Annotated in this window: 21 protein-coding genes and 1 pseudogene; 4 read left to right on the top strand and 18 right to left on the bottom strand. The window is 67.4% G+C overall.

What is annotated here, in order from left to right; translation table 11 throughout:
- Positions 1 to 147: 147 nt before the first annotated feature.
- Positions 148 to 2,958 (bottom strand): HEAT repeat domain-containing protein, encoded by a 2,811-nt coding sequence (locus NON19_RS23255; protein WP_255930905.1) that lies wholly within the window; start codon positions 2,956 to 2,958, stop codon positions 148 to 150.
- A 71-nt stretch (positions 2,959 to 3,029) separates the two neighbouring features.
- Positions 3,030 to 3,497: a hypothetical protein gene (locus tag NON19_RS23260; protein WP_255930906.1), complete on the bottom strand. Its 468-nt coding sequence runs from the start codon at positions 3,495 to 3,497 to the stop codon at positions 3,030 to 3,032.
- A gap of 437 nt (positions 3,498 to 3,934) precedes the next feature.
- Between NON19_RS23260 and NON19_RS23265 the strand changes: the two genes are divergently transcribed.
- From NON19_RS23265 to NON19_RS23280, 4 genes are all read left to right on the top strand, one after another.
- Entirely contained in the window at positions 3,935 to 6,670 is a 2,736-nt protein-coding gene (locus NON19_RS23265; RefSeq protein WP_255930908.1) for a hypothetical protein, read from the top strand.
- A gap of 141 nt (positions 6,671 to 6,811) precedes the next feature.
- Complete coding sequence (locus tag NON19_RS23270; protein WP_255930910.1) at positions 6,812 to 7,264, top strand: FAS1-like dehydratase domain-containing protein; 453 nt, start codon at positions 6,812 to 6,814, stop codon at positions 7,262 to 7,264.
- 117 nt (positions 7,265 to 7,381) lie between these two features.
- Positions 7,382 to 8,179 carry a thymidylate synthase gene (locus tag NON19_RS23275; protein WP_372514248.1) on the top strand — a complete coding sequence of 266 codons (798 nt, stop codon included), beginning with the start codon at positions 7,382 to 7,384 and terminating at the stop codon, positions 8,177 to 8,179.
- Positions 8,176 to 8,682, top strand: coding sequence for a dihydrofolate reductase (locus NON19_RS23280; protein WP_255930912.1), 507 nt, complete (start codon positions 8,176 to 8,178; stop codon positions 8,680 to 8,682). Before NON19_RS23275 ends, NON19_RS23280 begins: the two co-directional genes overlap by 4 nt.
- A 55-nt stretch (positions 8,683 to 8,737) precedes the next feature.
- Here the strand turns inward: NON19_RS23280 and NON19_RS33780 are convergent, their stop codons facing one another.
- From NON19_RS33780 to NON19_RS23350, 16 genes and pseudogenes are all read right to left on the bottom strand, one after another.
- On the bottom strand, positions 8,738 to 9,163 hold the full coding sequence (locus NON19_RS33780) for an acyl-CoA thioesterase (RefSeq protein ID WP_372514245.1): 426 nt from the start codon (positions 9,161 to 9,163) through the stop codon (positions 8,738 to 8,740).
- A gap of 67 nt (positions 9,164 to 9,230) precedes the next feature.
- The gene (gene fabG / locus NON19_RS23285) at positions 9,231 to 9,977 is read right to left on the bottom strand and encodes a 3-oxoacyl-ACP reductase FabG (protein WP_255930914.1); all 747 of its coding nucleotides are present in this window, start codon (positions 9,975 to 9,977) and stop codon (positions 9,231 to 9,233) included.
- Between the two features lie 110 nt (positions 9,978 to 10,087).
- The gene (locus NON19_RS23290; RefSeq protein WP_255930916.1) at positions 10,088 to 10,897 is read right to left on the bottom strand and encodes an SDR family oxidoreductase; all 810 of its coding nucleotides are present in this window, start codon (positions 10,895 to 10,897) and stop codon (positions 10,088 to 10,090) included.
- A complete protein-coding gene (locus NON19_RS23295) occupies positions 10,897 to 11,115 on the bottom strand; it encodes a hypothetical protein (protein WP_255930918.1) in 219 nt (72 codons plus the stop codon). Before NON19_RS23295 ends, NON19_RS23290 begins: the two co-directional genes overlap by 1 nt.
- A 53-nt stretch (positions 11,116 to 11,168) precedes the next feature.
- Positions 11,169 to 11,357: pseudogene (locus NON19_RS33785) on the bottom strand (LLM class flavin-dependent oxidoreductase); the annotation flags it as partial.
- A gap of 88 nt (positions 11,358 to 11,445) precedes the next feature.
- On the bottom strand, positions 11,446 to 11,706 hold the full coding sequence (locus NON19_RS23300; RefSeq protein ID WP_255930920.1) for an acyl carrier protein: 261 nt from the start codon (positions 11,704 to 11,706) through the stop codon (positions 11,446 to 11,448).
- A gap of 25 nt (positions 11,707 to 11,731) precedes the next feature.
- A complete protein-coding gene (locus tag NON19_RS23305) occupies positions 11,732 to 12,721 on the bottom strand; it encodes a beta-ketoacyl synthase N-terminal-like domain-containing protein (RefSeq protein WP_255930922.1) in 990 nt (329 codons plus the stop codon).
- The gene (locus tag NON19_RS23310; protein WP_255930924.1) at positions 12,718 to 13,929 is read right to left on the bottom strand and encodes a beta-ketoacyl-[acyl-carrier-protein] synthase family protein; all 1,212 of its coding nucleotides are present in this window, start codon (positions 13,927 to 13,929) and stop codon (positions 12,718 to 12,720) included. The genes NON19_RS23305 and NON19_RS23310 overlap by 4 nt, the downstream gene beginning before the upstream one ends.
- On the bottom strand, positions 13,926 to 14,789 hold the full coding sequence (locus NON19_RS23315; RefSeq protein ID WP_255930925.1) for a beta-ketoacyl synthase N-terminal-like domain-containing protein: 864 nt from the start codon (positions 14,787 to 14,789) through the stop codon (positions 13,926 to 13,928). The genes NON19_RS23310 and NON19_RS23315 overlap by 4 nt, the downstream gene beginning before the upstream one ends.
- Positions 14,786 to 15,925, bottom strand: a complete 1,140-nt coding sequence (locus NON19_RS23320; RefSeq protein ID WP_255930926.1) for a beta-ketoacyl-[acyl-carrier-protein] synthase family protein — start codon at positions 15,923 to 15,925, stop codon at positions 14,786 to 14,788. Before NON19_RS23320 ends, NON19_RS23315 begins: the two co-directional genes overlap by 4 nt.
- On the bottom strand, positions 15,922 to 17,490 hold the full coding sequence (locus NON19_RS23325; protein WP_255930927.1) for a class I adenylate-forming enzyme family protein: 1,569 nt from the start codon (positions 17,488 to 17,490) through the stop codon (positions 15,922 to 15,924). Before NON19_RS23325 ends, NON19_RS23320 begins: the two co-directional genes overlap by 4 nt.
- Positions 17,487 to 17,726 (bottom strand): acyl carrier protein, encoded by a 240-nt coding sequence (locus NON19_RS23330; RefSeq protein WP_255930928.1) that lies wholly within the window; start codon positions 17,724 to 17,726, stop codon positions 17,487 to 17,489. The genes NON19_RS23325 and NON19_RS23330 overlap by 4 nt, the downstream gene beginning before the upstream one ends.
- An 80-nt stretch (positions 17,727 to 17,806) precedes the next feature.
- Entirely contained in the window at positions 17,807 to 18,235 is a 429-nt protein-coding gene (locus tag NON19_RS23335; protein ID WP_255930929.1) for a PaaI family thioesterase, read from the bottom strand.
- A gap of 61 nt (positions 18,236 to 18,296) precedes the next feature.
- Positions 18,297 to 19,772: an MFS transporter gene (locus NON19_RS23340; RefSeq protein WP_255930930.1), complete on the bottom strand. Its 1,476-nt coding sequence runs from the start codon at positions 19,770 to 19,772 to the stop codon at positions 18,297 to 18,299.
- Positions 19,769 to 21,331, bottom strand: coding sequence for a class I adenylate-forming enzyme family protein (locus NON19_RS23345; protein ID WP_255930975.1), 1,563 nt, complete (start codon positions 21,329 to 21,331; stop codon positions 19,769 to 19,771). The genes NON19_RS23340 and NON19_RS23345 overlap by 4 nt, the downstream gene beginning before the upstream one ends.
- The gene (locus tag NON19_RS23350) at positions 21,318 to 23,390 is read right to left on the bottom strand and encodes an oxidoreductase (RefSeq protein ID WP_255930931.1); all 2,073 of its coding nucleotides are present in this window, start codon (positions 23,388 to 23,390) and stop codon (positions 21,318 to 21,320) included. The genes NON19_RS23345 and NON19_RS23350 overlap by 14 nt, the downstream gene beginning before the upstream one ends.
- Between the last annotated feature and the right edge of the window lie 47 nt (positions 23,391 to 23,437).

Below are 23,437 nucleotides of genomic sequence, written 5' to 3' on the forward strand. Positions count from 1 at the left end.
CCCCCACGCTCCGGCCGTCTGCCGCTTGGGTCTCCAATACGGGTGGGAGGCCCGAGCGGCAGGCGGGTCGAGCTGTGCGCCGTGGTTCGTGGCACCTCTCCCGTGCCCGAACCGAAGGAACTCCATGTTTTCCAATCAGGGCCAGTCCTAACCCGGTCTTTTCAGTGACCACGGCCGCGTCGTACGGTCAAGTTTGGAGAGCGTCAGGGCTGCGATCACCGATTCTCCGTAATCGGCGCTGTCGGTAAGGGCTTCGAGCACCGCTCGGCCTCTGGGATCACCCAGTTCGTACAACGCTTTGCCGACCGTCACCCGCTCGCCGAAGCCAGATGCGGGGTCGGCGGCGATGGCGTTGAGCGCGTCCAGGTGTTCCTGGGGATACCCGAGGTCCTCCAGAAGCTCCGCGGCCCCTATCCGAGCACCGAAGTCAGTGTCCGGATCACGGGCCAGAGCGTTGAGTACCTCCCGCCCCCTGGAATCACCCATCCGTTCCAGAGCAATGGCGGCCACAATGCGATCGTCGACGTCGCTGTCGGAGTCGTTTGCCAGATCATCCAGGGCCTCCCGGCCCCTGGAATCATCCAACTCGTCCAAGAACCTGGCGGTGACGACTCGCTCACTGATGTCGTGGTCAGGGCAGTGAACCATGAAGTTGAGGATCTCTCGCCCTCTGGGATCGCCCAGTTCTGCCAGCACTTTGGCAGCTTCTCTGCGTTCCGAGATGTCGAACTCGGGGTCGGCGGCGATGGCATTGAGGATCTCCCGTCCTCGGAAATCACCCAGTTTCGCCATGGACTTGGCGGCATATCCCCGCTCGCCGAAGCCAATAGTGGGGTCTGTGGCGAAGGTGTTGAGGAGCTCCCGTCCTCTGGGATCGCCCAACTTCCCAAGTTCTTCGGCGACGGCGATGCGCAAACCGAGGATACGCGCGGGGTCGGCGGCAATGGCGTCGAGCCCCTCCCGTCCTCGTGAGCTACCCAGTCTCCCCAAAGCATCGCCTACGTGCCTTCGCTTGCCTGGGCCGATTGCGGGGTCGGTGGCCAGCAGGTGAAGCGCGTCCCGCCCTCGGGAATCACCCAGTTCTACCAGTCGTTTGGCAACGTACAGCCGTCCGCCGAAGTCCAAGGCGGGATCGGTGGCGAGCGTGTTGAGCGCGTCCCGGCCTCGGGAATCTCCCAGTTCCTCCAGAAGCTGGGCGGTGTGAACCCGTTCTCCCCACGCACACGAGGTGTCGTAGCACACCGTGTTGAGGGCTTCGCGGCCCCGGGGATCGCCTAGATCGTCCAGCAGTTGGGCAGACCAAATCCGCTCGCCGTAGTCAATGCCCGAATCACCAGCCATGGTTGCCAGGTGAGCGGCGGCGGCAGTGGTGATGTCGGCGGGAACCAGTGTCCCCAGGGTTGCTTGTCTCACGAGGAATCGACACCACGCGTTTCCGCCCCGCACGGCGACTTCATAGAGAACCTGCATCCTGGCAGCGCCAGTCGCCTCATTGCTCCAGGCATCGAGGAGGAACCCGAGGTATGAATCCTCGTGAGGGTCCCATTTCGCTCGGGCCCAGCGCTTCAAGCCGATCCGCCTACCAAAGTGACCGCGATATGTGGATGCGCTGACTTCTGCGTCACGAGTGGCGTGCCGGGCCGCGAGATACTCCATGAGGGTCTGGTGGAGGAAGGCGAACTCTCCTGTCGCTGTTGCGTGGAGCAGCCCGCTGCTTCGCAGCGCCTCGCCGAGGAAACCGTTCCAGACCTCTGGCAGCACTCCTGACGGGCACTCGGCGTTTGGATGACGGGCCAAGACGTCGATGGACGGTTCGTTGCTCCCGCCGTACCGTTCGGCGGCCAGGTAGGCAATGAGGTCTGGCAGATGTGCAACGGTGTTCTGCGCGGCCGCCAGTGCCTCGGGTCCGTAACGCTCCAGCGCGGCACGCGTTTGGTTGTGTATGCCGCTGGTTCCCTGCGCGTGCTGACGATCGTGGAGCAGGCCGAGGAAGCGCTGGTAGACGCCGCTGCGTCCTGCTGGCAGGGGACGTTCAGGGGCATCGGCATAGAGCTGGCACAGCATGGTGGCCATCAGCGGAGTGCGGGCGAGGGCGGCCAGGCGGGTGCGTTCCATGGCTGCCATGAAGTTCTCGGCGGCATCCTCGGGTGCCGGAAGGCGACCGGCTTCGAACCAGCCTTTGGCGAAATGGCGCAGGTCATCAGCGGTGAAGGGTTGCAGCACATAGCGCGGCACCTCATCGCCCAGCACGTCGAGTTCCCCATCGGGCAGGGGTCGGGTGGCCACGACGAACCGGTACGGTGTGCCGGGCTCTGCGGCATGTGCCGCCAAAGTGCTCAGCACCTCAAGTCGGCCTTGGCGGTCGGCTATTTCGTCGAGGCCGTCGACCAACACCTGCCAGTGGGTGCCGGGGCGTGGCGCAGCGCGGAAGAGTTCTGCGGAGAGTGAATGCCGCAGACCGAAGTGGCTCAAGGTGGAGGTCGCGACTTCGGCGATCGTTTCCGGAAGCGGGCGTTGACTCAAAGCGGCCGCGGGCAGCAGGACCGGTACCGTCGCGCTCGTGCGTCCTTCCCGCCAACGAGCGGCCGAAGCAGCCAGGTGGGTGCGCAACAGACTGGACTTGCCGCCGCCCGGCCCGGCGATCACCACACAGTTGCGATCCCGGCCCAGGACATCCTCCGCCAGTTGCTGGGCCTCCGCCTCGGTCTCCGGCTGCGGCGCCTGGGCGTCGTCCTCGCCTTTTTGGACGCGGCGGTGGGCCTGCTGGCGCACGTAGACGGTGGCCAGCGGCGGAGCCGATACGGACAACGCCCCATAGGGATGGTTACGGTCCGCGGCCGTGGCGGCTTCCAGATAGACGTCCAACCCGGCGGAAGGCTCACTCGTCCCGTGATTGATGACAGTGGCGAAGACCGTATCGGCGTGCTCGAACGCGATGCTGCCCGAGCTGGCCTGCACAACCCTCCGGTCGTGCCAGGGCGTGTGGGCTACCGCGGGCGTCGTATGGGCGCTGGTGGACGCCGGACCGTTCAGCCCTGGGACAGGTCCGGCTTGGGAGGGTTGGAGATGCTCGCGCCTCCGTGGATCACCGCGGCGGCGATGGATCCCTGCTCGGCGTGGATGTCGACGTTCCCGCCCGCGGCCAGGCCACCCGCTCCAGCCGACACACTGGCCTGTTCCTTCAGCAGGACCCGCAACTGGTCGGCCACTTGGCTGCGTTCATGTTCGTCCAGGCTCTCCAACAGGGCCTCGAAGCGGGTCTGCCAGGCCGCCTCCTGACGGATGCGTACCCGCTCAACCTCGCCTGGCCCTGCCGCTTCCAAGACGGACGCTGTCTGGTCGAGGCGTTCCAACTCGGCGTGTTCCCGCTGGACATCACCGCGGCCGAACCATCCCGCGATCCGCTGCCTGAAGCCGTTCCACGCGTCAGTGCCCGCGGCCTTCACCACCGCCGTCCCACCCGCCATGGCCAACGCCGTCAGCGTCTCCTCTAGCATCACGCCCCCAGTTGTCCATCCGTCACCCATGACCGTAGCGCTAGGCGCGGCATCACGTGATGTCTCCACCAAAGACACACGCGAAGCGTGGCGCACCAGCGCTACGCATTAGAGCAGATTGAGTCTGCCGTGTATCCGCGCTCGCACGCCGCTGGGTCCCCTGGGTGACTGGAGTGTCACTTTCCGTACAACGGACACGCAACGCGTGGTGCGATGCCCATGTGAATTCCAGGGGGCGGCCTCAGAAGCCTGGCGCTGCGATCGGCGACTGCCGCATCTTCCGCAGTAGTTGAAAATGCTGCTACTCTCCGGCCACTTACACGGGGTGGGTTTGCAACTGCGGGAGCTTCACATCACGGGTCGACCTGGACGGCAATCGCAAGCCGTCACCGGTCCCCACCCTCCCCATGTCTTCAACGTCTTTAGGGGAGGAATGGGTGGCTCAACGCGCCCTCATACGCGGCTCCATCGCGGTAGCCGCGACTTTCGCCATGGCATCGGGCTTCGCCTGCGCCATCGCGCCGTCCGCTCTCGCGGACTCCCCCACCGAGACGGTCATCCCGGCTGCCCCGCGCTATCAACCACCCCGGGACAAGGTTGCCTTCGCGGGGCCGGGTGGGTTCCTGCACCGGCATGAGGGGCAGTCCGAATGGGTCTGGACGAAGTATTCGGGTGGTCCCGACATTCCGGTACCCGGGTTCCACGGCGGCTGGTTCGCCACGGGGGCGGGCTCGGACGTTGTGGCCACCGCGGCAAAGGGCGTCGTCCAACTCCAGGACATGGACGCCGGGACGACGACCACCATCGTCCCGCCGAGCGGGCAGTACTACATCGGGACCCTCGGGACGAACGTCCTTACCTACACGAGGGCTGCCGATGGGACCATCGCCTCGTTCCACATCCTCACGCTGGTCGACGGGCAGCAGACCGACACCCTGGTCACCGGATGGCCCGCTGGCGTGACGCTCAGCGCGGTGCCGCTGGCGGGCAACGCGAACTCCGCGGTTCTGGAGTACACCGACAGTACCGGCAGGCGGCTGGCCCTGCTGGACATGGCCACCGGCCATGTGACGCCCGTCTTCGGTGCCATGACCCGCACCCCGTACGTGGTACTGACGGACAAGTACGTCGGCTGGTACCTCCCCGACATGGACGGAATCCTCCATGTGCTCAACCGTTCCGATCTCAGTGCCCCGGAAACCACTCTGCGGGTGCCGTTGAACGGCACGACCCACACCGCGGTCCGCTACTTCGCCATCGTCGGAGACTCGGCAGTCTTCACCTACGACTGGGTCCTGGGCTACTCGGCCGCCGACGACCAGTTCGGCGAGCCGCTGGCGGCCATGCCGCTGAGCGGCGGAGCGGTGACCCCGATCCTCGACCACGGGGACCACGACACGCTGAGCCCGTACCCGGGCGGGGCCATCGTGGTGGGCGGAACATCGCTCAACGACTGGGCGGCCCGCCGCGTCACCATCGACGCGAGCGGAACACCCACGGTGACGGCCGTGGATTCCGACCCGCCCATGCCCTCGCCCATCTCGGGAGTCTCACTGGCCGGTGGCCGACTGGTCACCCTTGAGTTCGACAATGTCACGGGCGCGAACACCTTCGCGCGCACCGTCCAGCTCGGCAACCCGCCGTCCTACGGCGCCCGCACCGCGTTTCCCGCCCTCAGCGTGAGCGACTGCATGAACACGAGCACGGCATGCCCGCAGATCGGTACCGGCGACGGCCGGATCGTGCAGTCCGCAAACGGATACGGAGCGGCGGTGGAGGGCCCCACCGGCTCGACCGGCATGAACACGGGGGTGAGCGGCGGAACCCTCGTCGACTCCGACGGCCGCTTCGTGGTCTACGACAACGCCTCCACGGGCAAGCAGTACATCGGCGACACCACGCTGAAGACCAGCACCAACGTGCTGTTCACCCGCCCGATCACCGGGGCGGCGCTCTCCGGTGAGACCCTGTGGACGGCCAACTCGACGGCGGGATCGATCAGTTCCACCGACCTGGCAACGCAGCAGACCACCGGGACCGTCCCCATCGCCGCGCCGTGCGTGCCGAGCGAGCTGCAGGCGGCGGCCGGTCGGTGGATCTACTGGTCGTGCGGCGCCTCCGGCCCTGCCGGGGTCCACGACCTGGCGACAGGCACGGACGTCCCCGTACCGTCCGGGCCGTCCGAACTCGGCGACGGCTTCGTCGTCGAACACGACATGACTGCCGGGAAGTTGGTGCTGACCGACGTCCACACCGGCACCGCGGTCACCAGCGACCTGGCCGCCCTGCCGCCGCTGAAATGGCTGACCACCGATGACCGCCAGGTGACCTGGGCGGTCGACAAGTTCGCTGGCGGCGTCGCGTACGTCGACGCCCAGGAGAACGTCCACCTCGTCGACCCGCACATCCCCACCTCGCCCGCGGCGGGCTACCGCCTGCTGCCCGGCCAGCGACTCAACCCGGGCGACAGTCTCACCAGCGGCAGCATGCGGCTGGTGATGCAGTCGGACGGCAACCTGGTGGCACGTCTGAAGGCAGGCGGCAGCGCCGCCCCCGTGGAGTGGGCCAGCGGAACCTCGGGGTATCCCGGTGCGTACGCGATCATGCAGTCCGACGGCAACCTGGCGATCTACGGCCAGAACGGCGGCCCCGGCACCGGCGGCATGCTGTGGTCCAGCGGCACGGCCGGGAACCCCGGTGCCCACGCCACCCTGCAGGACGACGGAAACCTGGTCATGTACCGCCAGGGCACCAGCGGTTCGGGCAACTCCCTGTGGGCCACCGGCTCCTACGCACCGCCGCGGACCATCACCTCGGGCCAGGTCATCAAGCCCGGGTGGTGGACGCAGGGTAAGCGCACCTTCCTGGTGATGCAGCGGGACGGCAACCTGGTGATGTACCGCAAGCGCGACGGCAAGGTGATCTGGTCCAGCGGCACCCATGGGCACCCCGGCGCGTACGCTGACATGCAGAGTGACGGGAACCTGGTGATCTACCGTCCAGGCGGCGGACCCAGCACCGGCGGCGCCCTGTGGTCCACCGGCACCCGGGGCCACTCCGGTGCCTACGCGATCATGCAGGACGACGGCAACCTGGCGATCTACAAACGCGGCGGAGGGCCGAGCACCGGTGGCGCGTTGTGGGCCAGTAACACCTGGCGCACCGCCTCCTGAGTCACGGATCGACCGGTCAACGGGCCGTCCAGGAGCTGGAGATGAGCACGCGGGTGCCCTCTGAGCTGAGATGGTGGGGCTTCCCACGGTTCCACATCCACTTACTGTCCTGCCACAGAGACTCGTCAACTGGAGGTGCCTGTGCCCCTCGACCAGTCCTTCGTCGGCCGTACGTACCCGCCCACCGCGCCGTACGAGGTGGGCCGTGAGAAGATCCGAGAGTTCGCCGAGGCGATCGGCGACGCCAACCCCGCACACACCGACCCGGCTGCCGCCAAGGCACTGGGTCACCCAGACGTGATCGCCCCACCAACCTTCATCTTCTTGATCATCCACCAAGCCGCCAAGAGGGTGCTCGAAGATCCGGAACTGGGACTGGAGTTCAGCAGGGTGGTTCACGGCGACCAGAAATTCGCCTACACCCGGCCAGTGCACGTGGGTGACCAACTCTCCGTCACCGCAACCATCGAGGACATCAAGGAGAGTGGCGGCAGCGGCTTCATCACCGTACGCACGGATGTCCGCGACGCCAACAACCTGCCTGTGGTCTCGGCGACGATGATGCTCGTCGCCCGCGCCAGCGAGGAGGGCTGACCTGGCCACGCAGGTGACATACGACGAGGTCGAGACCGGCACGGAACCGCCCGCGCTGGCCGTTCCGGAGACATGGCCGTCGAGGGCGCCTCGCAGGGGCCATTAGACTCGACGGCTGTGGCGGACACCCAGTACGAAGACCTGTTGCGCCTGGTACTCACCTCCGGGACGGCCAAAGCCGACCGGACGGGCACCGGCACCCGAAGTGTCTTCGGGCACCAGCTACGCTACGACCTCTCGAAGGGGTTTCCGCTGGTCACCACCAAAAAGGTGCACATCAGGTCCATCGTGTACGAACTGCTGTGGTTCCTGAGGGGCGACTCAAACGTCGGCTGGCTGCATGAACACGGCGTCACCATCTGGGACGAATGGGCCGACGCGAACGGCGAGCTCGGGCCGGTTTACGGCGCGCAGTGGCGTTCCTGGCCCGGCCCGGATGGCAGGCACATCGACCAGGTCAGCGAGGTTCTCGACACGCTTCGCCGGGACCCGGACTCCCGTCGGATGATCGTCTCCGCCTGGAATGTCGCCGAGCTGGGCAAGATGGCCCTGGCGCCGTGTCACGCCCTCTTCCAGTTCTACGCCGCCGACGGCAAGCTCTCCTGCCAGTTGTACCAGCGCAGCGCAGACCTGTTCCTGGGCGTCCCGTTCAACATCGCCAGCTATGCCCTGCTCACGCACATGGTGGCGCAGCAGGTCGGCCTGGAACCGGGCGACTTCATCTGGACCGGCGGCGACTGCCACATCTATGACAACCATGTCGAGCAGGTGACCGAACAGCTCTCGCGCACCCCGTTCGAGTTCCCGAGGCTGCGGCTGCGTCAGGCCGACTCGCTTTTCGAATACGCCTACTCGGACGTGGAAGTGCTCGACTACCAGCACCATCCGGCCATCAAGGCCCCGGTAGCGGTATGAACGTCGGGCTGATCTGGGCGCAGACCCTTGACGGCGTGATCGGCGCGGACAACGCGATTCCGTGGCAACTTCCTGAGGACATGGCACACTTCAAGGCCACCACCCTCGGCCATCCGGTGGTGATGGGGCGCAGGACATGGGATTCGCTGCCTCCGCGATTCCGTCCGCTGTCCGGCAGGCGCAACATCGTGGTAACTCGCGATCCACAGTGGGCGGCCGAAGGCGCGGAACGTGCCGGGTCCATCGCCAAGGCTCTGGAAATCGCAGCCGAGCCGTTGGAGTCAGCTCCCCCTGCTGCGGTATGGGTGATCGGCGGGGGAGAAATCTACCGGGCAGCCCTGGGATACGCCACGACGCTCTCGGTGACTGAAGTCGACTCGACGGTGGACGGCGACACCTACGCCCCGACACCGGATGCAACGTGGAACGTCACCGAGGACAAAGGCTGGCAGTCCTCCACGTCCGGGCTGCGCTACCGCATCCGCAGGTACACCCGCTTGTAGCCTCCGGCCGGTCGGCAGAAGGCCACGCTGGCGTCTTCGTCGCCGCCCCAAGGCATCATCCGCGCTGGTCAACGGAGTGCAGGGAGCTTCGGTCGCCGTCTACCAAACCGGCCCGAAGGTGGTCTGGCCACGGCGCTGGGCGGCCATTCCCGTCGATGTGCACCACCGTGTGCCTGCCGCTGACACACGTCTGTCCATCGCTGATGACCGTCCAGCCGAAGGTGACACTACTGGTTCCCACGCGTTCGACGCCGATACGCAACTCGAACCGCTGACCGAATCGCAGTGGCCGGTGATACTCGGCCTCCGTTGAGCGCCGGGGATAGGAGCCCACCTCACTGGGCTGCCAGCCGAGCGTATGGAGGAACGCGTGCTCGGCGGCCTCTGCCCAGCGGAATATCACCGACCAGTGGATACGCCCACTGGCGTCCGTGTCCGCCCAGGCCACCCGCATATGCTCAACGTGCGCTGGCGCAACCATTGATCGCCGTCCAATCAATCACAGGGCGTGGACGCACAGGTCCGACGCGCGTCATTCCGGGTTCTCATCAGAGCGAAAAGCCACCATCGATTCCCAGGACCTGACCGGTTATGTAGGCGGAACGGCTGGAAACAAGAAAGGAGACGAGATCGGCGACCTCGTCCGGCGTTCCAGGCCGACGAAGCGGGATCCTTGCGACCTGTTCTTTACGCTTCTCTTCGCTGAGACCGTCGGTCATGTCCGTCGTTATCATGCCAGGCGCTATGCAGTTGGCCCGTACGCCGAACCGGCCGAGTTCCTTCGCGATCGACTTGGTGAACCCGATGATCCCGGCCTTCGACGCCGCATAGTTCGACTGGCCGATGTTGCCGTAGATGCCCGCTACCGAGGAGATGGTGACGATGGTTCCGTTGTCGTGTCGCATGAGTGATCGCGCCGCGGCACGGCAGATGTGGTAGGTGCCGTCGAGATTTGTGCGGATGACCGTTTCCCACTCGTCATCGGCCATCCCGGCAAGCGGCCGGTCACGCACGACCCCGGCGTTGGCCACCACCGCCCCCAGTGGGCCAAGTTCGCCCTCTGTCTCGGCTACGAGTTCTTCGGCCTGGCCCGCGACCGAGATATCGGTCCTGCGGACGAGCACCCGAGCTCCGGCGCGGCGTGCCTCGGCCGCGACTTCGTCGGCCTTCTCCGGGCTGGACCGGTAACAGAACGCCACGTCGAAGCCATCGGCCGCCAGGCGGAGCACGGCGGCCCGTCCGATGCCGCGCGATCCGCCGGTCACGACCGCGACGGGCCTGTCTCCGCTGGCCATCAGGACGCCTCGACCTTGGCGGAGACGATGTGGTGGATGGTCGTCAGTGAGATGAGCGACGTGCCTGACACGGTGCGGCTCTCCTTTCGATCTCGGCTCTCGATCTCGGCTCAGACGACGAGTGCTTCTCCGCCGTCAACTCCGATGACGTTTCCGGTGAGCCATGACGAGTCGGTGCAGGACAAGGCGACGATCGCTTCGGCCACGTCTTCGGTACGCGTCAGCCGGCCGCCTGGATTGATGTCCCGGCAATGGGCGATCAACTTCTCGCTGCCCGGGATCTTCTGCAGCGCCGGGGTGACCGTGGTGCCGGCCCTGATCGCGTTCACCGCCACCCCCCGGGGGGCGAGTTCCACCGCCAGGTCGCGGACATGGGCCTCAAGCGTCGCCTTCGCCGCTGACACGGGCGCGTAGCCGGACAGCACCCGCGTCCCGCCAGCGCTGGTCATGGCGAAGATCTTCGCCCCTCGCGGCACCAACTCCGCCCGCACCAGGTCCTGGATCCAGTACACGAGGCTGTGCCCCATGACGTCGACCGTCATCGTGAGCTGCTTCGGCGTGACCCCCGGGACCTCCGCCTCCTGCCCGTCCTGCGTCGGCAGGAGGGACGTCAGCGTCCCGTAGGCGACCGAGTGCAGGATGACCCGGGGCCCGACGCCGGACGTAAGGTCGCCGATGACGGGGACGAGCTCCGCGCGAGACTGTTTTGCCGCGACGTTGAGGTTGAAAAAATGTGCCTCAACGCCGAGCTCACCCAGTGTCTTGGCGTATTGCTCCGCCTGCTGCCGGCCTTCGGCCAGGTCGAAGTGCACGCCAATGATGTTGCAGCCCGCTTCGGCCAGCGCCCGCGCGGTCGCTTTGCCCATGCCGCTGGAGACGCCGAATATCAAAGCCCAGGATCCCTTGAGGGGAACGAACATCAGTTTCCTCCCTGCTGATCGGTGCCGAGATGGTCATTGAGGGCTCTGAGCTCGGTGAGCACGTCCAGCGCCGACTCCGGGCCGGCCCCAGGCTCCGGGATGACGCACAAGGTGGTGAAAACGTCGCTGTAGCGGCGGTGGATCTCCCGGGCGGCCTGCGCGGGGCTGCCCGAGACCGCGAACGCGGCGAACACCTCGTCGTCGATGAGCTCGCCCATCTCCCTCCAGCGGCCCCGTAGCGACAGGGCGTGCAGATCGTCCTGCAAGGGGTGCGGGCGAAGGCGATCGCCACGCCGGAGCCGAGCTCTATGCGGGAGGTGGAGTCGGCCGCCCGGGCCAGTTGGAGGAACGGGTTCCCCGTCGTTTCCGCCATCGTCAACTGGTCGATGCCGCGCTCCTCGGCTTCGGCGGCGATGCGGACGCCCTGGGAATCCGCGGGGCAGCTGAGGCTGAGCTTCATGCGGGGCGCGGACTGTCGAAGGGATGTGCCGTGGTCGTGCCTCTCCCACCGCGAACGGAAAGCCGGGGGCGTCCGGCGGCGTCAGTCATCAGGCTGTCTCGACCTTGGCGGAGACAATGCGGTGGATCGTCGCCAGTGAGGTGAGTGAGGTGATTTCTCCTTCGTCGATTTTTATTCGGTATTTCTTCTCGAGTTGCACGGCGACTTCCATCGCGGTGAGCGAGTCCACGGCGAGGTCGTTTTTGAGGTCGGCTTCGTCGGTTATTTCTTCGACCGGGAGTTCGAGTTCTTCGGCGATCAGCGCACGCAGCTCTTCGAGGTCGACGCCAGCTGTCTGGTTGCCTGACACGTGCGGCTCTCCTTTCGATGTCTTTTCAGACGGCGAGTGCTTCTTCGCCGTCAACTCCAATGGCAGTGCGTGGCACGACGGTCAGCTCGGCGAACGCGAGCGTGCCCTGGGCGGAGGCTGCCAGTACCGCCCGCCGGGTGGGGGCCGTGTGTTGCTGCGCGAACAGGCCCATGACGCGCTGCAGCGGGGCGAGGCAGCCGGCCTGCGCCGGGGCCGGGACGATGACGACCTCGCGCTTGTCGGCCAGGCGGTCCAGCCACCGGGCGGCGGCCGTTCCCACCGCGGAGTCGTCCAGCACAGCGTCGATCCGGCCCGGCGGGTCGTCGCCCACCAGCGGGCCCAGGACAGCGGCGGCGTCGCCCGCCGCGTCGGGAGCCAGGAACGCGCCGCGTACCCCGCACGTGCCATAGCGCGCGTTTCCCTCCACGGCGGGCTCGCAGTGGAGCACGGCGGCGCCCGCCTCCGATCCGGGGCCAGTCGACTGGGAAGGTGACAGCGCTTCCTCGACCGCGCCCACGAGGACCGCCCGGGCCCGGCCCGCGGCGACGGCGCGGGCCGCTATCCGCAGCGCCTCAAGACCAGCGGTAAACGGGGAGTTGACGGTGAGATTGAATCCGGTAATACCGTGTTCCATCGATAGCCGGCTGGCGAACGAGCTCATGGCTATGAACGGGCTGCTGGACGGCGACAACTCCTCGGCGCCTTCTCGCATGATCGTGTAGTCCAGCTCCTCCAGCAGCGCGGCGCCGGTGTTGTTGATGGCCACCGCCGCAGCCCGGTGGTTCCGCTCGGTCTTCGAAAACCGGTCCCCGGCGTCGCTGACCGCCAGTCTCGACGCCGCCAGGAGGTACTTACACGCGTCGGGCAGCCGCCGGTAGCCGCGTCCGGGCAGTGCGACCTCCGCCCGGAACCAGCCGGGAGCCGCCTCCCCGAGGGGTGCCAGCGCGCCCTCGGGCCCGGAGATACCCGGCGCCACAATCCCCATGCCGACGACGGCCAGCTCACCAGTGCTCACCGTGACCACTTTGAACCTTCCCCGGCGACGTCCTTCACGACGAAAGAGGTGTTGTTCCCGCCGAACGCGTAGGTGTTGACCAGGACCGCGGGCCCGTCCAACAGCACGGGACCCTCCTGCGGAAGCCAGACGCCGCACTCCGGGTCCTGATCGATCGGGGAGTTCGCCGGGACCTTCCGGTGGCGCAGCATGAGCGTCGCCGTAAGACAGGCGAACGCGCCTGCCGCACCGGTGGTGTGACCGATCATCGCCTTCAGCGAGAAGAGCGGCAGCTCACGTATCCGTTCGCCGAACATTCTGCGCAGAGCCTGGCTTTCCACCACGTCGTTGAGCGGCGTTCCCGTCCCATGTGGAATGACGCAGCCCACATCGGAGCTGCTCAGCTTCGCGTCGGCCAGCGCGGCGGTCATCGCGCGGACGATCTGGTCACCCGACGGATCGGGGGCCGTCGGATGGTGGGCGTCACAACTCCAGGCCGCACCAGCCAACTCGGCGTACGGCTCGGCGCCGCGCCGCCGGGCGTGATCGTCCGCTTCGAGCACGATCATGGCCGAGCCATCGCCGAACATCGTTCCCGCCCGGTTCCGGTCGAACGGTCGGCAGCGCACCGGATCCGCGGCTCCCAGCCGGTTGAACGCACCCATCCCGGCCCGTGTGATCCCCTCGGCCCCGCCGACCAGCACCGTGGTCGCCTCACCGGCACGGATCATGTCCAACGCGATCGTGAGCGCGTAGCCACTGGCCGAGCAGGCGTTTCCCACACTTGTCAGCGCCGCCCGCGAGCCGATTCCCGCTCCCACGACAGCGGCTGCGGGCGTCAGCGTCGTCCATGCCGTCCGTCCAGAGCTGCGCTGGATCTCCTGCATGTCCGCGTTGCCCAGCTCCGCCCCGAGCACCACGGGAATCGCGTCGCACGCCCCGTACTCCAAGCCCGCGTCGGTGAGTGCCTGTTCGGCCGCGGCGACCGCCAGGCGCGGGCTGCTGCCCAGCTCCACCCCGGCGTAGTGGGAGGGTTGGGCGGGGATCTCCGCCCGGTCGACCAGATACATCTTCTTCGTCCGCATGTTGAGATGTGGCAGCGGGACCTCAGCCGGTTGCCCGCCGCCCGCGAGCAGTCCATCCCAGTACGCGGTGACACCGGTGCCCAGGCAGGAGATCGCCCCCAGACCGGTGATCACGACCCGCCGGTCGCCGTTGGACGTGTTCATATGTCCCTCCCCCGAGGGGGCGTGAGTACCAGCGCCGCGACCGATGTCCCGTCACTCTCCCCGGAACCGCCGCCCGCGACGGCGAGCACCGCCTCGTTCCCAAGTCGCTCCACGGCCATCGCGCACTGCACCACACCCAGTGCGCCCGAGCACCGCCCGAACCGTGCGGTCGGCTCGCCGTCCAGTCGCCGCCGGACCGCCGTGCCACCCGCCGCCTGGACGGCGGACCGTTCGTCGGCTGCTTTGCCGTATCCGGCGATCTCCGCGCGGATCCGCGCACCGCGACTCACGGCGTGCTGCACGGGCTCGATCACCAAGCCCACGGCCCCGTCGATCCATCTGGTACCAGCGGTCTCTTTGTGCAGTCTGGCCACCGAAGGGGTATCCGGTTCCACTCCGATCACCAGCGCCGCCGTGGCCCGGCCCGCCGCGATCAGGTTCCGTGCCGCGGCCACGGCGTCCAGCCCGCTCGAAGTGCCGTTGCACAGCGTCAGATTCGGGCCGTGTATGCCGTGCTCGATGGCGACCCAGGCCGCTGAGACGGCGCTCGACAGGTGCGGTACGCGCATCGGGCTGACATCCCTGCTGCAACCGGCAGCGATCGTCGAGACGGAGTCGCATACCGGGTCCAGGTTGCCGAAGTTGCTGGAGACGACCACCGCCGCACCGTCGAGTTCCGGCGCGCCCAGTAACCCGGCGTCCTCAAGTGCTCGGTGCGCCACCCGCACCGCGAACCGCGACGACCGGTCCTTGTGACGCATCCCCCGCCCGGCCAGCGCGGTCGCCGGGTCGAAATCGGGTCCCGCCACCGCCCAGGCCACACCGGTGATCGCGGTCCGCATGGCAGCCGAAGTGCTCATCGCGCGGCCCCTTCCACGATCGCCACGGCGTTGATCCCGCCCATACCGACGGCGTGAACCTGCGCGGTGGCGAACGGCCCGGTGGCCGACTGACCGGATACGATCCGCAGCTCCCCCACTTCCTCGATCGGGTCGGTGAGATCGCTGACCGGGGGCAACGTCCGGGAACGGATCGCCTCAAGAGCCACGACGAGGTTGAGGAGCCCGGCCCCACCGGAAATATGGCCCATGCCGCCTTTGATACCGGTGACGAGCGGGCCGGGATCGGTGGCTTTGAACGCTTCTTTCAGCGCGACCGCTTCGGCCAGGTCACTTTGGTGCGTGCCACTTCCGTGCACGATCACCAAGTCGATGTCGTCAGGAGCGACCGATGCGCGGTCGTGGGCCTCCTCGATCGCCCGCGCGATACCAGCGGGATCCGGTGCCGTCGGATGCGACGCGTCGCAGTTCATGCTCACACCCCGGACCCGGCCGTGTATCCGGCCGGGGTGCGTACCGGCTCGCCGCAGCACCACCGCCACCGCGCCCTCGCCCATGATCATGCCGCGACGGGACCGGTCGAACGCGCGGATCGTGTCCGGCGGCGGGAACTGGATCCGGTCGAACCCACCGAACGAGCTCTCGGTGATCGAGTCGGTGCCTGCCACCACCACGGTGTCCGCTTCTCCGAGGTCGATCAGGTCAGTGGCCATCCCGAGCCCGTACAGCGAAGCCGCGCAGGCGCTGGTGATGGTGTGCACGTTGTGCAGGCCGAAGGCGGAGTGCAGAGCCGAGGTGAAGTGGAGATCGGCGGGAGACAGGCGGCCATCGTGCTGCCACCAGAGTTCGGCGGTCCTCATCTCCCGGTGCGTGGTCCCGACCAGTACCGGCAGCCCGGGCTCTGGTTCCGGCAGGCCCGCGTCGGTCAGGGCCTCCCGGACAACGCGGACGAGCCAGCGTGTCGCCCGGAGGGGTTCATCCACACCAGGTCGCACCCGGTCCGGCACCTCATACGCCGCCGCCGCGCGGTACTTGGACGCGTCGAACCTCGAGAGCGGTGCCAGGCCCGACTGTCCGGAACACAACGCGCGGTGGATACCGGTGACGGTGTCCCCCAGTGCGCATACCGCGCTCATCCCGACGATCTCCCAGCTCATGTCCTGCCCTCCGGACTGCCGACGGGGCCGCCAGGCTGGCGGCGGAGCCGGAAGCGGGCCAGCTTGCCGTTGGCGGTGACAGGGAGTTGGTCGATGATCTCGACCCGGGACGGCCTCTTGTACGGGGCCAGGGCGGCGCGCAGTGCCGACTTCACCGCCTTGCGGGCCTCGTCCGGGTGGGCCGGTTCCCGCGCTACGACGTACACCGTGGCCTGTTCGAGCCCGGTGGGATCCGTGCTGCCCACGACCGCGCAGTCAGCGACCTCGGCGACTCCTCGGACCACGCGCTCGATCTCGGCTGGCGCGATCTTGTATCCGCCGAGCAGAAGCATGTCGTCGGCGCGGCCGACGTGGCAGATGTCGCCACCGGCCGCGCGGAAGGCGATATCACCCGTGTAGACGCCGCCGTCGGCGAACACGCGGGCGGTGTCCTCAGGCCGGTTGAGGTAGCCGAGCGCGGCCGACTCCGTGGTGAGGTGCAGCCGACCGGGGATCTCATCGCCAACCGGCCGCCCGGCGTCATCGCGAATGGTCGCGGTCACTCCGGGAACCGGGAAACCGATCGATCCAGGACCGGTGGCCCTCCCCCGCCCCACGACGGCCGCCACGACCGTGTGCAGGGCCTCGGTGGCGCCGAACCCGTTGATCAGCGGCACGTTGAACGCTACGGCGATACGGGTCGCCAGTTCAGCTGGCAGATGCTCCCCGGTGGCCACGGCCAGTCGTAGCGAGCCGGTCTCGATCGCCTTGCCCTGCTCCGCGAGATTGAGCAGGCCAGCGTAGAGCCGGGGCACGGAGAACAGCACGGTCGGCCGGAATTCGTCCAGCGCCGCCGCCACGCTGTAGGCGTCCGCCTGCCCGTCGAGCAGCACTGAGCTCGCGCCCGCCGCGTACGGGTGCAGCAGCGAGTTCCCGAATCCGTAGCCGAACGACAGTTTCGCCGTGGACAGCACGACGTCGTCCGCGGTGAGCTCCAGCATGCTGCCGACGCCGCGCAGGATCGCGCGCACCGCCCGCAGGCAGTGGCGTACGCCCCGGGGCCTGCCGGTGCTGCCGGAGGTGTACTGAACCAGCAGCTCATCGGTTTCGCGGAACCCGGCAGGCGGGAGCGTGGACTGGCCCGCGGGTACGGGGCCGAGTTCGGTGAGCAGCCCGACGCGCCCGGCCGCCCGCCTCTCCGCGTCGATCTCGCTCAGCTCGGCCCGCAAGCCCGCAGCCTGCTCTGGGGCGACGTTCAGCTCGGCGAACTCCGCCTCGCTGTCCCGCACGATGAAGCCGATGTCCGCAGGCCGGAGCGTCGGGTGGAGCACGATGGGCACGCAGCCGTGCCACCATAAGCCGAGTACGGCGGTAATCGCTGCGATGCAGTCGTCGGAGACGGCGACCGCACGGCAGCCAGGCCGCACCCCGGCAGCCCGCAGGCGCCCGGCGTACTCCGTCACCGCACCCCGCATGTCGGCGTAGGTGACCTCACCGATTCGACGGTCGACGCCGCAGCGCCGACCACCGGCATGGCCGAGGAGCAGCAACTCGACCGGGTTCGCAGTTCCGGTGGCCGGATTCATGGCACCCGCGGCCGGTCGCGAAGCAGCCGCATCACGTCACCGACACTGTCCATCTTCGCGGCATCCGCCGGGGTGAACTCCTCGCCGCAGGTACGCTCCAGCGCCACGATGAATTCCGCTTTATGGAGCGAATCCATCCCGAGTTCCTCATAAAATGACGTGTCGATACCGACATCGGCAACGTCGACCTCCAGGACGCCTGCTACCAGCTCCTGCACATCCCGGTCGGTTAACACGGCGTCCTCTTCTCTCTCGCAGATTCGTCATGGGAGCATGTTGGCGACTGTCTGGTCAACTGAGTGCGCGGGCACCCAGGTCATTTTTTGACTTTTCTTATCGCTTCGGTGACGAGCGACTCACTTGTCACCTTTCCGCCTTGCAGCAGCGAGACACGCACATCGGCGGAGCGCTCATTCATCGTGTCGAGCTTGGCTTCGGCGCACACGTCTCCAGGACGCGTCACCGCCAGATATTTAACGTCCAGCCGGGTCGTGGCGAACATCATGTCGTCCTCCAGGAGGCTGTACATGACGAACCCGGCGGCCTGGTCGTGAATGCTGGAGACATGGCCGCCGAAGGCCACATTCGGTTCCACACAGAGATCATCGGGAATATGAAAGTTGACCACGACGGCCCCGGCTCGCCATTTCATCGCGACGACCTGGAGTGACAGGCGCGCCACGAAGGCCGGAATCGGGATGGTGCCAGCGGCTATCTGGTCGAGCATCTTCTGCCGCATCGTCATGGCACCTGATCGAGAGGATCCGTCCACGGGTGCTCCCACCTTCGCTGTCATGCCTTCCTTGTCATGAAGCCGGACTGTCCCGGTCGGCGCGGTTGCGGCGCGCGATGAGCCAGACGAGCGCGGATGCCAGCACGAAAGCCGTCACCACCACGACCAGCCCGAGCATCATGTCGATCCGCAGTGCCGGATAGCGCAAGGCCGTCAGGTCTCCACGAAAGTCCCTGAAGAAGGCCAGTCCGATCACGGCCACGCCCAGCGATGATCCGAGCTGCTGCGCTGTGGAAAGCACCCCGGAGACCGCCCCGGAATCGTCGTTCCGAACACGAGCCAGCACGAAGTTCAACAACGGACCGAGTACCAGGCCCAGACCCAGGCCGGTGAACACCATTGTTGGTGCCATCACCCATCCGAAATTCCGCCCCGAGCTGTTCCAGTCGATAGCGGCGATCATGCACGCACTGCCGACGGCGCACACGACACAGCCGGCGAGAATGGTGCGGGGCGCATTGAATCGTGACACGATGCGCGCCGACCACAAGGAAGTGATCGTGCTTCCCACCGCGTACGGCGCCATCGCCACGGCCGTCGCGAGCGCGCCGTAACCAAGGCCGTACTGAATAGTGATGGAGAAGTAGAGGAAAAAGGGCACTACCGCGGAGAAGTACACCAGGTACAGGGCCAGGGCCAACCGGAAAGCCGGATCGGTCCACAGACCCGGCCGTAGCAACGGAAACCTGCCCTGCCGTTCCAGCGCTGACTCAAGCCAGAGAAAGACGGCCAGCAGCACAGGCGTGCACATGAGCAGCAGCCATCCCCACAACGGCCAGCCCTGATCACGGCCGATCGTGAGCGGCACCAAGAGCGCGACCAGCAGCAGGACGACGGTGAGCGAGCCCGCGTAGTCCAGCCGCAGGCGCAGTCCCTTTTGCGCTGGCACCATACGGGGTGCCAACGCCACCAGAACGACACCGACGGGGACGTTGATCAGGAAGATCGGGCGCCACTGCAACCCGGCGACATTCGCCGCGATGAGCAGCCCGGCGATGATCGGGCCTGCGATCGTGGCGCCGCTCACCACCGCTCCGAGCAGCGCGAACGCGCGCCCTCGCCGTTCCGCGGAAACCGCGATGTGCAACGTCGCGATGACCTGCGGATACAGCACAGACGCCGAGAGGCCCTGCCACACCCGACTGGCGATGAGCTCCCCCGGACTCTGCGCCAGGCCGCAGGCGAGGCTCGCCAGGGTGAAGGACGCGGCGCCGATCATGAACATGCGCCGCCTGCCGTACAGGTCCCCCAGCCGTCCACCGGTGATGAGTATCACCGCGTAAGCGACCACATAGCCCGCGACCACCAGCTGCACGTCCGGCACGCTGGCCCCGAGACCTCGCTGAAGGCTCGGGATCGCGACGTTCACGATCGAGGTGTCGGCGAGCAGCATGAAGGCGGCGCCGAGCACGAGCGCCGCGGCCTTTTTCTCCGTCGGCAGGAACCGTTGGTCGGACACCAGCGCAGGCGGCGCCACTGAGCGGCTCATCCGAGGGCTCCGTGCGTCAGGAGCCGGTTCCGGCGGACCTTCATCGTGCCGGTGAGCGGAAACTCCTCCCACGGCCGGTAGTCGACCCCGGTGTCTTCCGGCAGCCCGGCTTTGCCGCGGGCGCGCTGCCATCGGTCTTCGTCTATCGGCTTGCCGTCGACCGTGGCCGCCACCGCCCTGACCGTCCCGTCCATGGCGATGATCACGACCTCGGCCAGTTCCGGCAGTTCGTCGAGCAGGATGTCCTCGGCGCGCAGGGTGCTGGGCACGCCGGGGACCTGGTCCACTCGCCGGTCATACAGCTCCAGGTGCCCGTCGGCGCGGAGCATGCCGATGTCGGCCATGGGCCACCAGGTGTCACGGCCGGGTAGCGGTGCACGGCCGATCATCGATTCGGCCCGGGCGGGGGTGCGTACTTCGATGTTCCCGGGTGTGTCGGCCGGAAGCTCCGATCCGGCGTGATCCACGATGCGGATCTCCATGCCGGGGAGCGGCGCGCCCACATCACGGGAGTTCAGCCGCCCCGGCTCCCGGATCTCGGAACGGGTGGTCACCAGCAGTGTCACCGGGCCGGTCTCGGTCTGCCCGTACGCCTGGATGAATGTCGGGTTCGGATGGTCCGATGCCTCAAGAAGTGTCCGCAGCGTCCGAGGGTGAATCGCGTCGAAACTGCTGACATAGCGCTTTACCGAGCTGAACGGATTCGGCGTCTCGCGCGCCAGCGCTTCCCAGCGCAGGAACATGTTGGGCTGAGCTTCCAGAGTCTCCGGCCGGTACCGCAGGAGTGCCTGGCGCACAGAGGTCAGGTCGGGGGAGGTGATACTGAGGAACGGCACTCCTGTATTGAGCACCGTGAGCAGCCCGGACGCCATCCGTACATGCACGAAGGACAGGCACTTCGCGCTGATCCCGGCGTAGTTGAGCGATTGCACCACGCCCATCTGGGGGGCTACGTGGGCGTACAGGGAATCCACCGTGTGCACGAGGAGCTTGGGTTTCCCGGTGGTGCCGGAGGAATGCGTGATGAGGGTCGGGTCCGTGCCGGGACGGCGGGTGACCTGGTGGGTTGCCGACTCGCTGAGCTCGACCGCTCCGGCCAGTGCGGCTTCGGGCGTGAGCGTGAGGACGCGGGAGACGATCTCGCCCAGTCGGTCCTGCCAGGGACGCAGGACCGCGGCGCCCTCGGCATCGGTCAGGAAATAGGGCTGCTGGAGTTCCTTGAGGCAGTACAGGAGATCGGCCGGATCCATTTTCACCGACAACAGCGCGGGCAGCGCACCGATGCGAACAACGGCGCACTGGATCGCCTGGATATCCAAGTGATTGGATTTGACCACGGCGACCACAGCGCCCGGCCGCACCCCGGCACCCCACAACCGGTCGGCATAGTCCGCGACCACGGCCGCGAAGTCGCTCACCGTGTTCGGTGTGCGGCAGGCCGAGGCCCATGACGTGTCCGCACGCAGGGTGGTCTCACCATGGTGTTCAGCGGCACTTTCCGGCAGTAAGCCAAGATCTGCGATAGGGGGCACGGCATCCTCTCCGTTATGACCACTCATTCGAGGCGGAACGATCCGGTGTCCCGCGCATGGAAAACCAGGGCGAGTCCACCGTCGGCTGGTCGACGACGCACAGGTCCGCACGCCCGGCCAGGACGATCACGTTGACGTCGGATGCGGAGATCGATCCCGCCGCTATCACAGCGATCTCGTTCTCGCGCCCGACCTGGTTCCGGATCCGGTCCGCGTACACGTCCCGGTCGGTCGGCGTCCCGGCACAGACGTGCACCGCCGTCGCGCCGCGCGCGGCGAACTCGTTCGCGATCTCGGCCGCCGCATCGATACCGTCCCTGCCCGGGTCCCACTGCGCCGGTGAGATGCGCAGGCTGACCGGCCGCTCGGCCGGCCACACAGCGCGGATCGCGCCGAACACCTCAAGCGGGTAGCAGAGCCGGTCCCGCAGCGAGCCGCTGCTCCCACCCCGCTCGTCGGCAGACGGGGGCAGAAACGAGGAGAGCCAACTGCCGTACGCGCAGTCCAGTTCCAGCAGGTCGAACCCGGCGGCGGCGCGCCGGGCCGCGGCGGCGAACTCGCGTTGCAACTCGCCAAGGGACTTGGTGGAGCCGTCAGGGCCGTAGTAGCCGAGTTGCACGCCGATCTTCGCCAGCGAATTCGCGTGGACGAAATCCACAACCCGCCGCCATCCGGCCGTCTGTTCCCCGGTATACAGTCCGGCACCGCCGGGGGTAGCCGTGCCCGTAGCGGAGACGGACACCGGCCCGGTCATCACCAGCCCGGCCTCTCCCGGTGCCTCCTCGCCCCGGTACACCAGTTGGAGGTCATCCGGCACACCGTCGCGGGTGTGGAGCACCTCGCCAGGGGAGACCACGACGCGGTTGACCAGGTCCAGACGGCCGAGGGCGAACGGCTGGAGCATCGGTGGGCTCACCTGGCCGCCCGCCGAGCCTGCGAACCACCGCTCCGCCCGGGCGATGAACTCGGGGTCGCGTCGGCGCAGGCTGGCGTAGGAAACCCGGCGGCTGCGGGTCAGGAGGTTCACCGCGAACTGCTGCGGATCCTGGTGGGTGTACTGGTCGATGTTCTCGAACCACTCCCGGCTGGCCTGCGCGGCGCGCTGGAGGGACAGGACCGCCGGGCGGCGCCCAGCCTCGTACGCGGCCAGTGCCGCTCTCGCGCTCGGCTGCTCGTGCAGGCTGTTGGCCAGGGTTGACGCGTCGTCCATCGCGAGCTTGGTGCCCGAGCCGATGGAGAAGTGCGCCGTATGCGCCGCGTCGCCGATCAGCACGACGTTTCGATGCCGCCAGGTCTCGCACCGCACCGTGGGAAAGCGCAGCCAGCGCGAGTTGTTCCGGTACAGCTTGTGCCCGTCCAAGATGTCCTTGCACAGCTCGGCGATGATTCCTATCGACCGTTCGTCGCTTTCCCCCGGCGCGAGCTGTGAAGTGGCGGCATCAGCGAACCCGGCCGCGCGCCAGGCGCTTTCGGACAACTCCAGTATCAGAGTGCTGGCATGACGGGAGTTCGGGTAGGCGTGCACCTGTATGGCCCCGCCCGGTGTGTCCACCACGTAGAACTTGAACGAGTCGAGTTGCAGGTCGGTGCCCAGCCAGATGTACCGGCATTTCCCGTTCTGCACCGTGGGCCGGAAGGTCTTCGCGTACCGCTCCCGGATCAGGGAGTTCGCCCCGTCAGCGGCCACCACGAGGTCATGGTCAGCGGCGACGGCATCCACATCGGTGATCTCGCTTCCATAGCGCACCTGAACGCCGAGTTGAGCGCAGCGCCGCTGCAGGGTCGTGAGCAGGCCAGCGCGGCTCATCGCGGCGAACCCGTTCCCGCGGGCCGTGAACGTGGTGCCACGGTAGTGCACATCGATGGCGTCCCACCGGGCGAGTATCGGCCGCATCTCGGACACGACGGCCGGATCAGCGCGCTCAATCCCGCCCAGCGCCTGGTCGGACAGCACCACTCCGAACCCGAACGTCTCATCGGGTGCGTTCCGCTCCCAGACGGTGATCTCATCCGCGGGGCCAAGTTGACGGGCTAACACACTGAAGTACAGCCCGCCGGGACCACCACCGATCACAGCGATGCGCACCTCGACCTCCCGTGCACCGGGCGCCCCTGCGGACTTTCCTCACCGCA

It is taken from the genome of Streptantibioticus rubrisoli (assembly GCF_024436055.1).
GTDB lineage: Bacteria > Actinomycetota > Actinomycetes > Streptomycetales > Streptomycetaceae > Streptantibioticus_A > Streptantibioticus_A rubrisoli.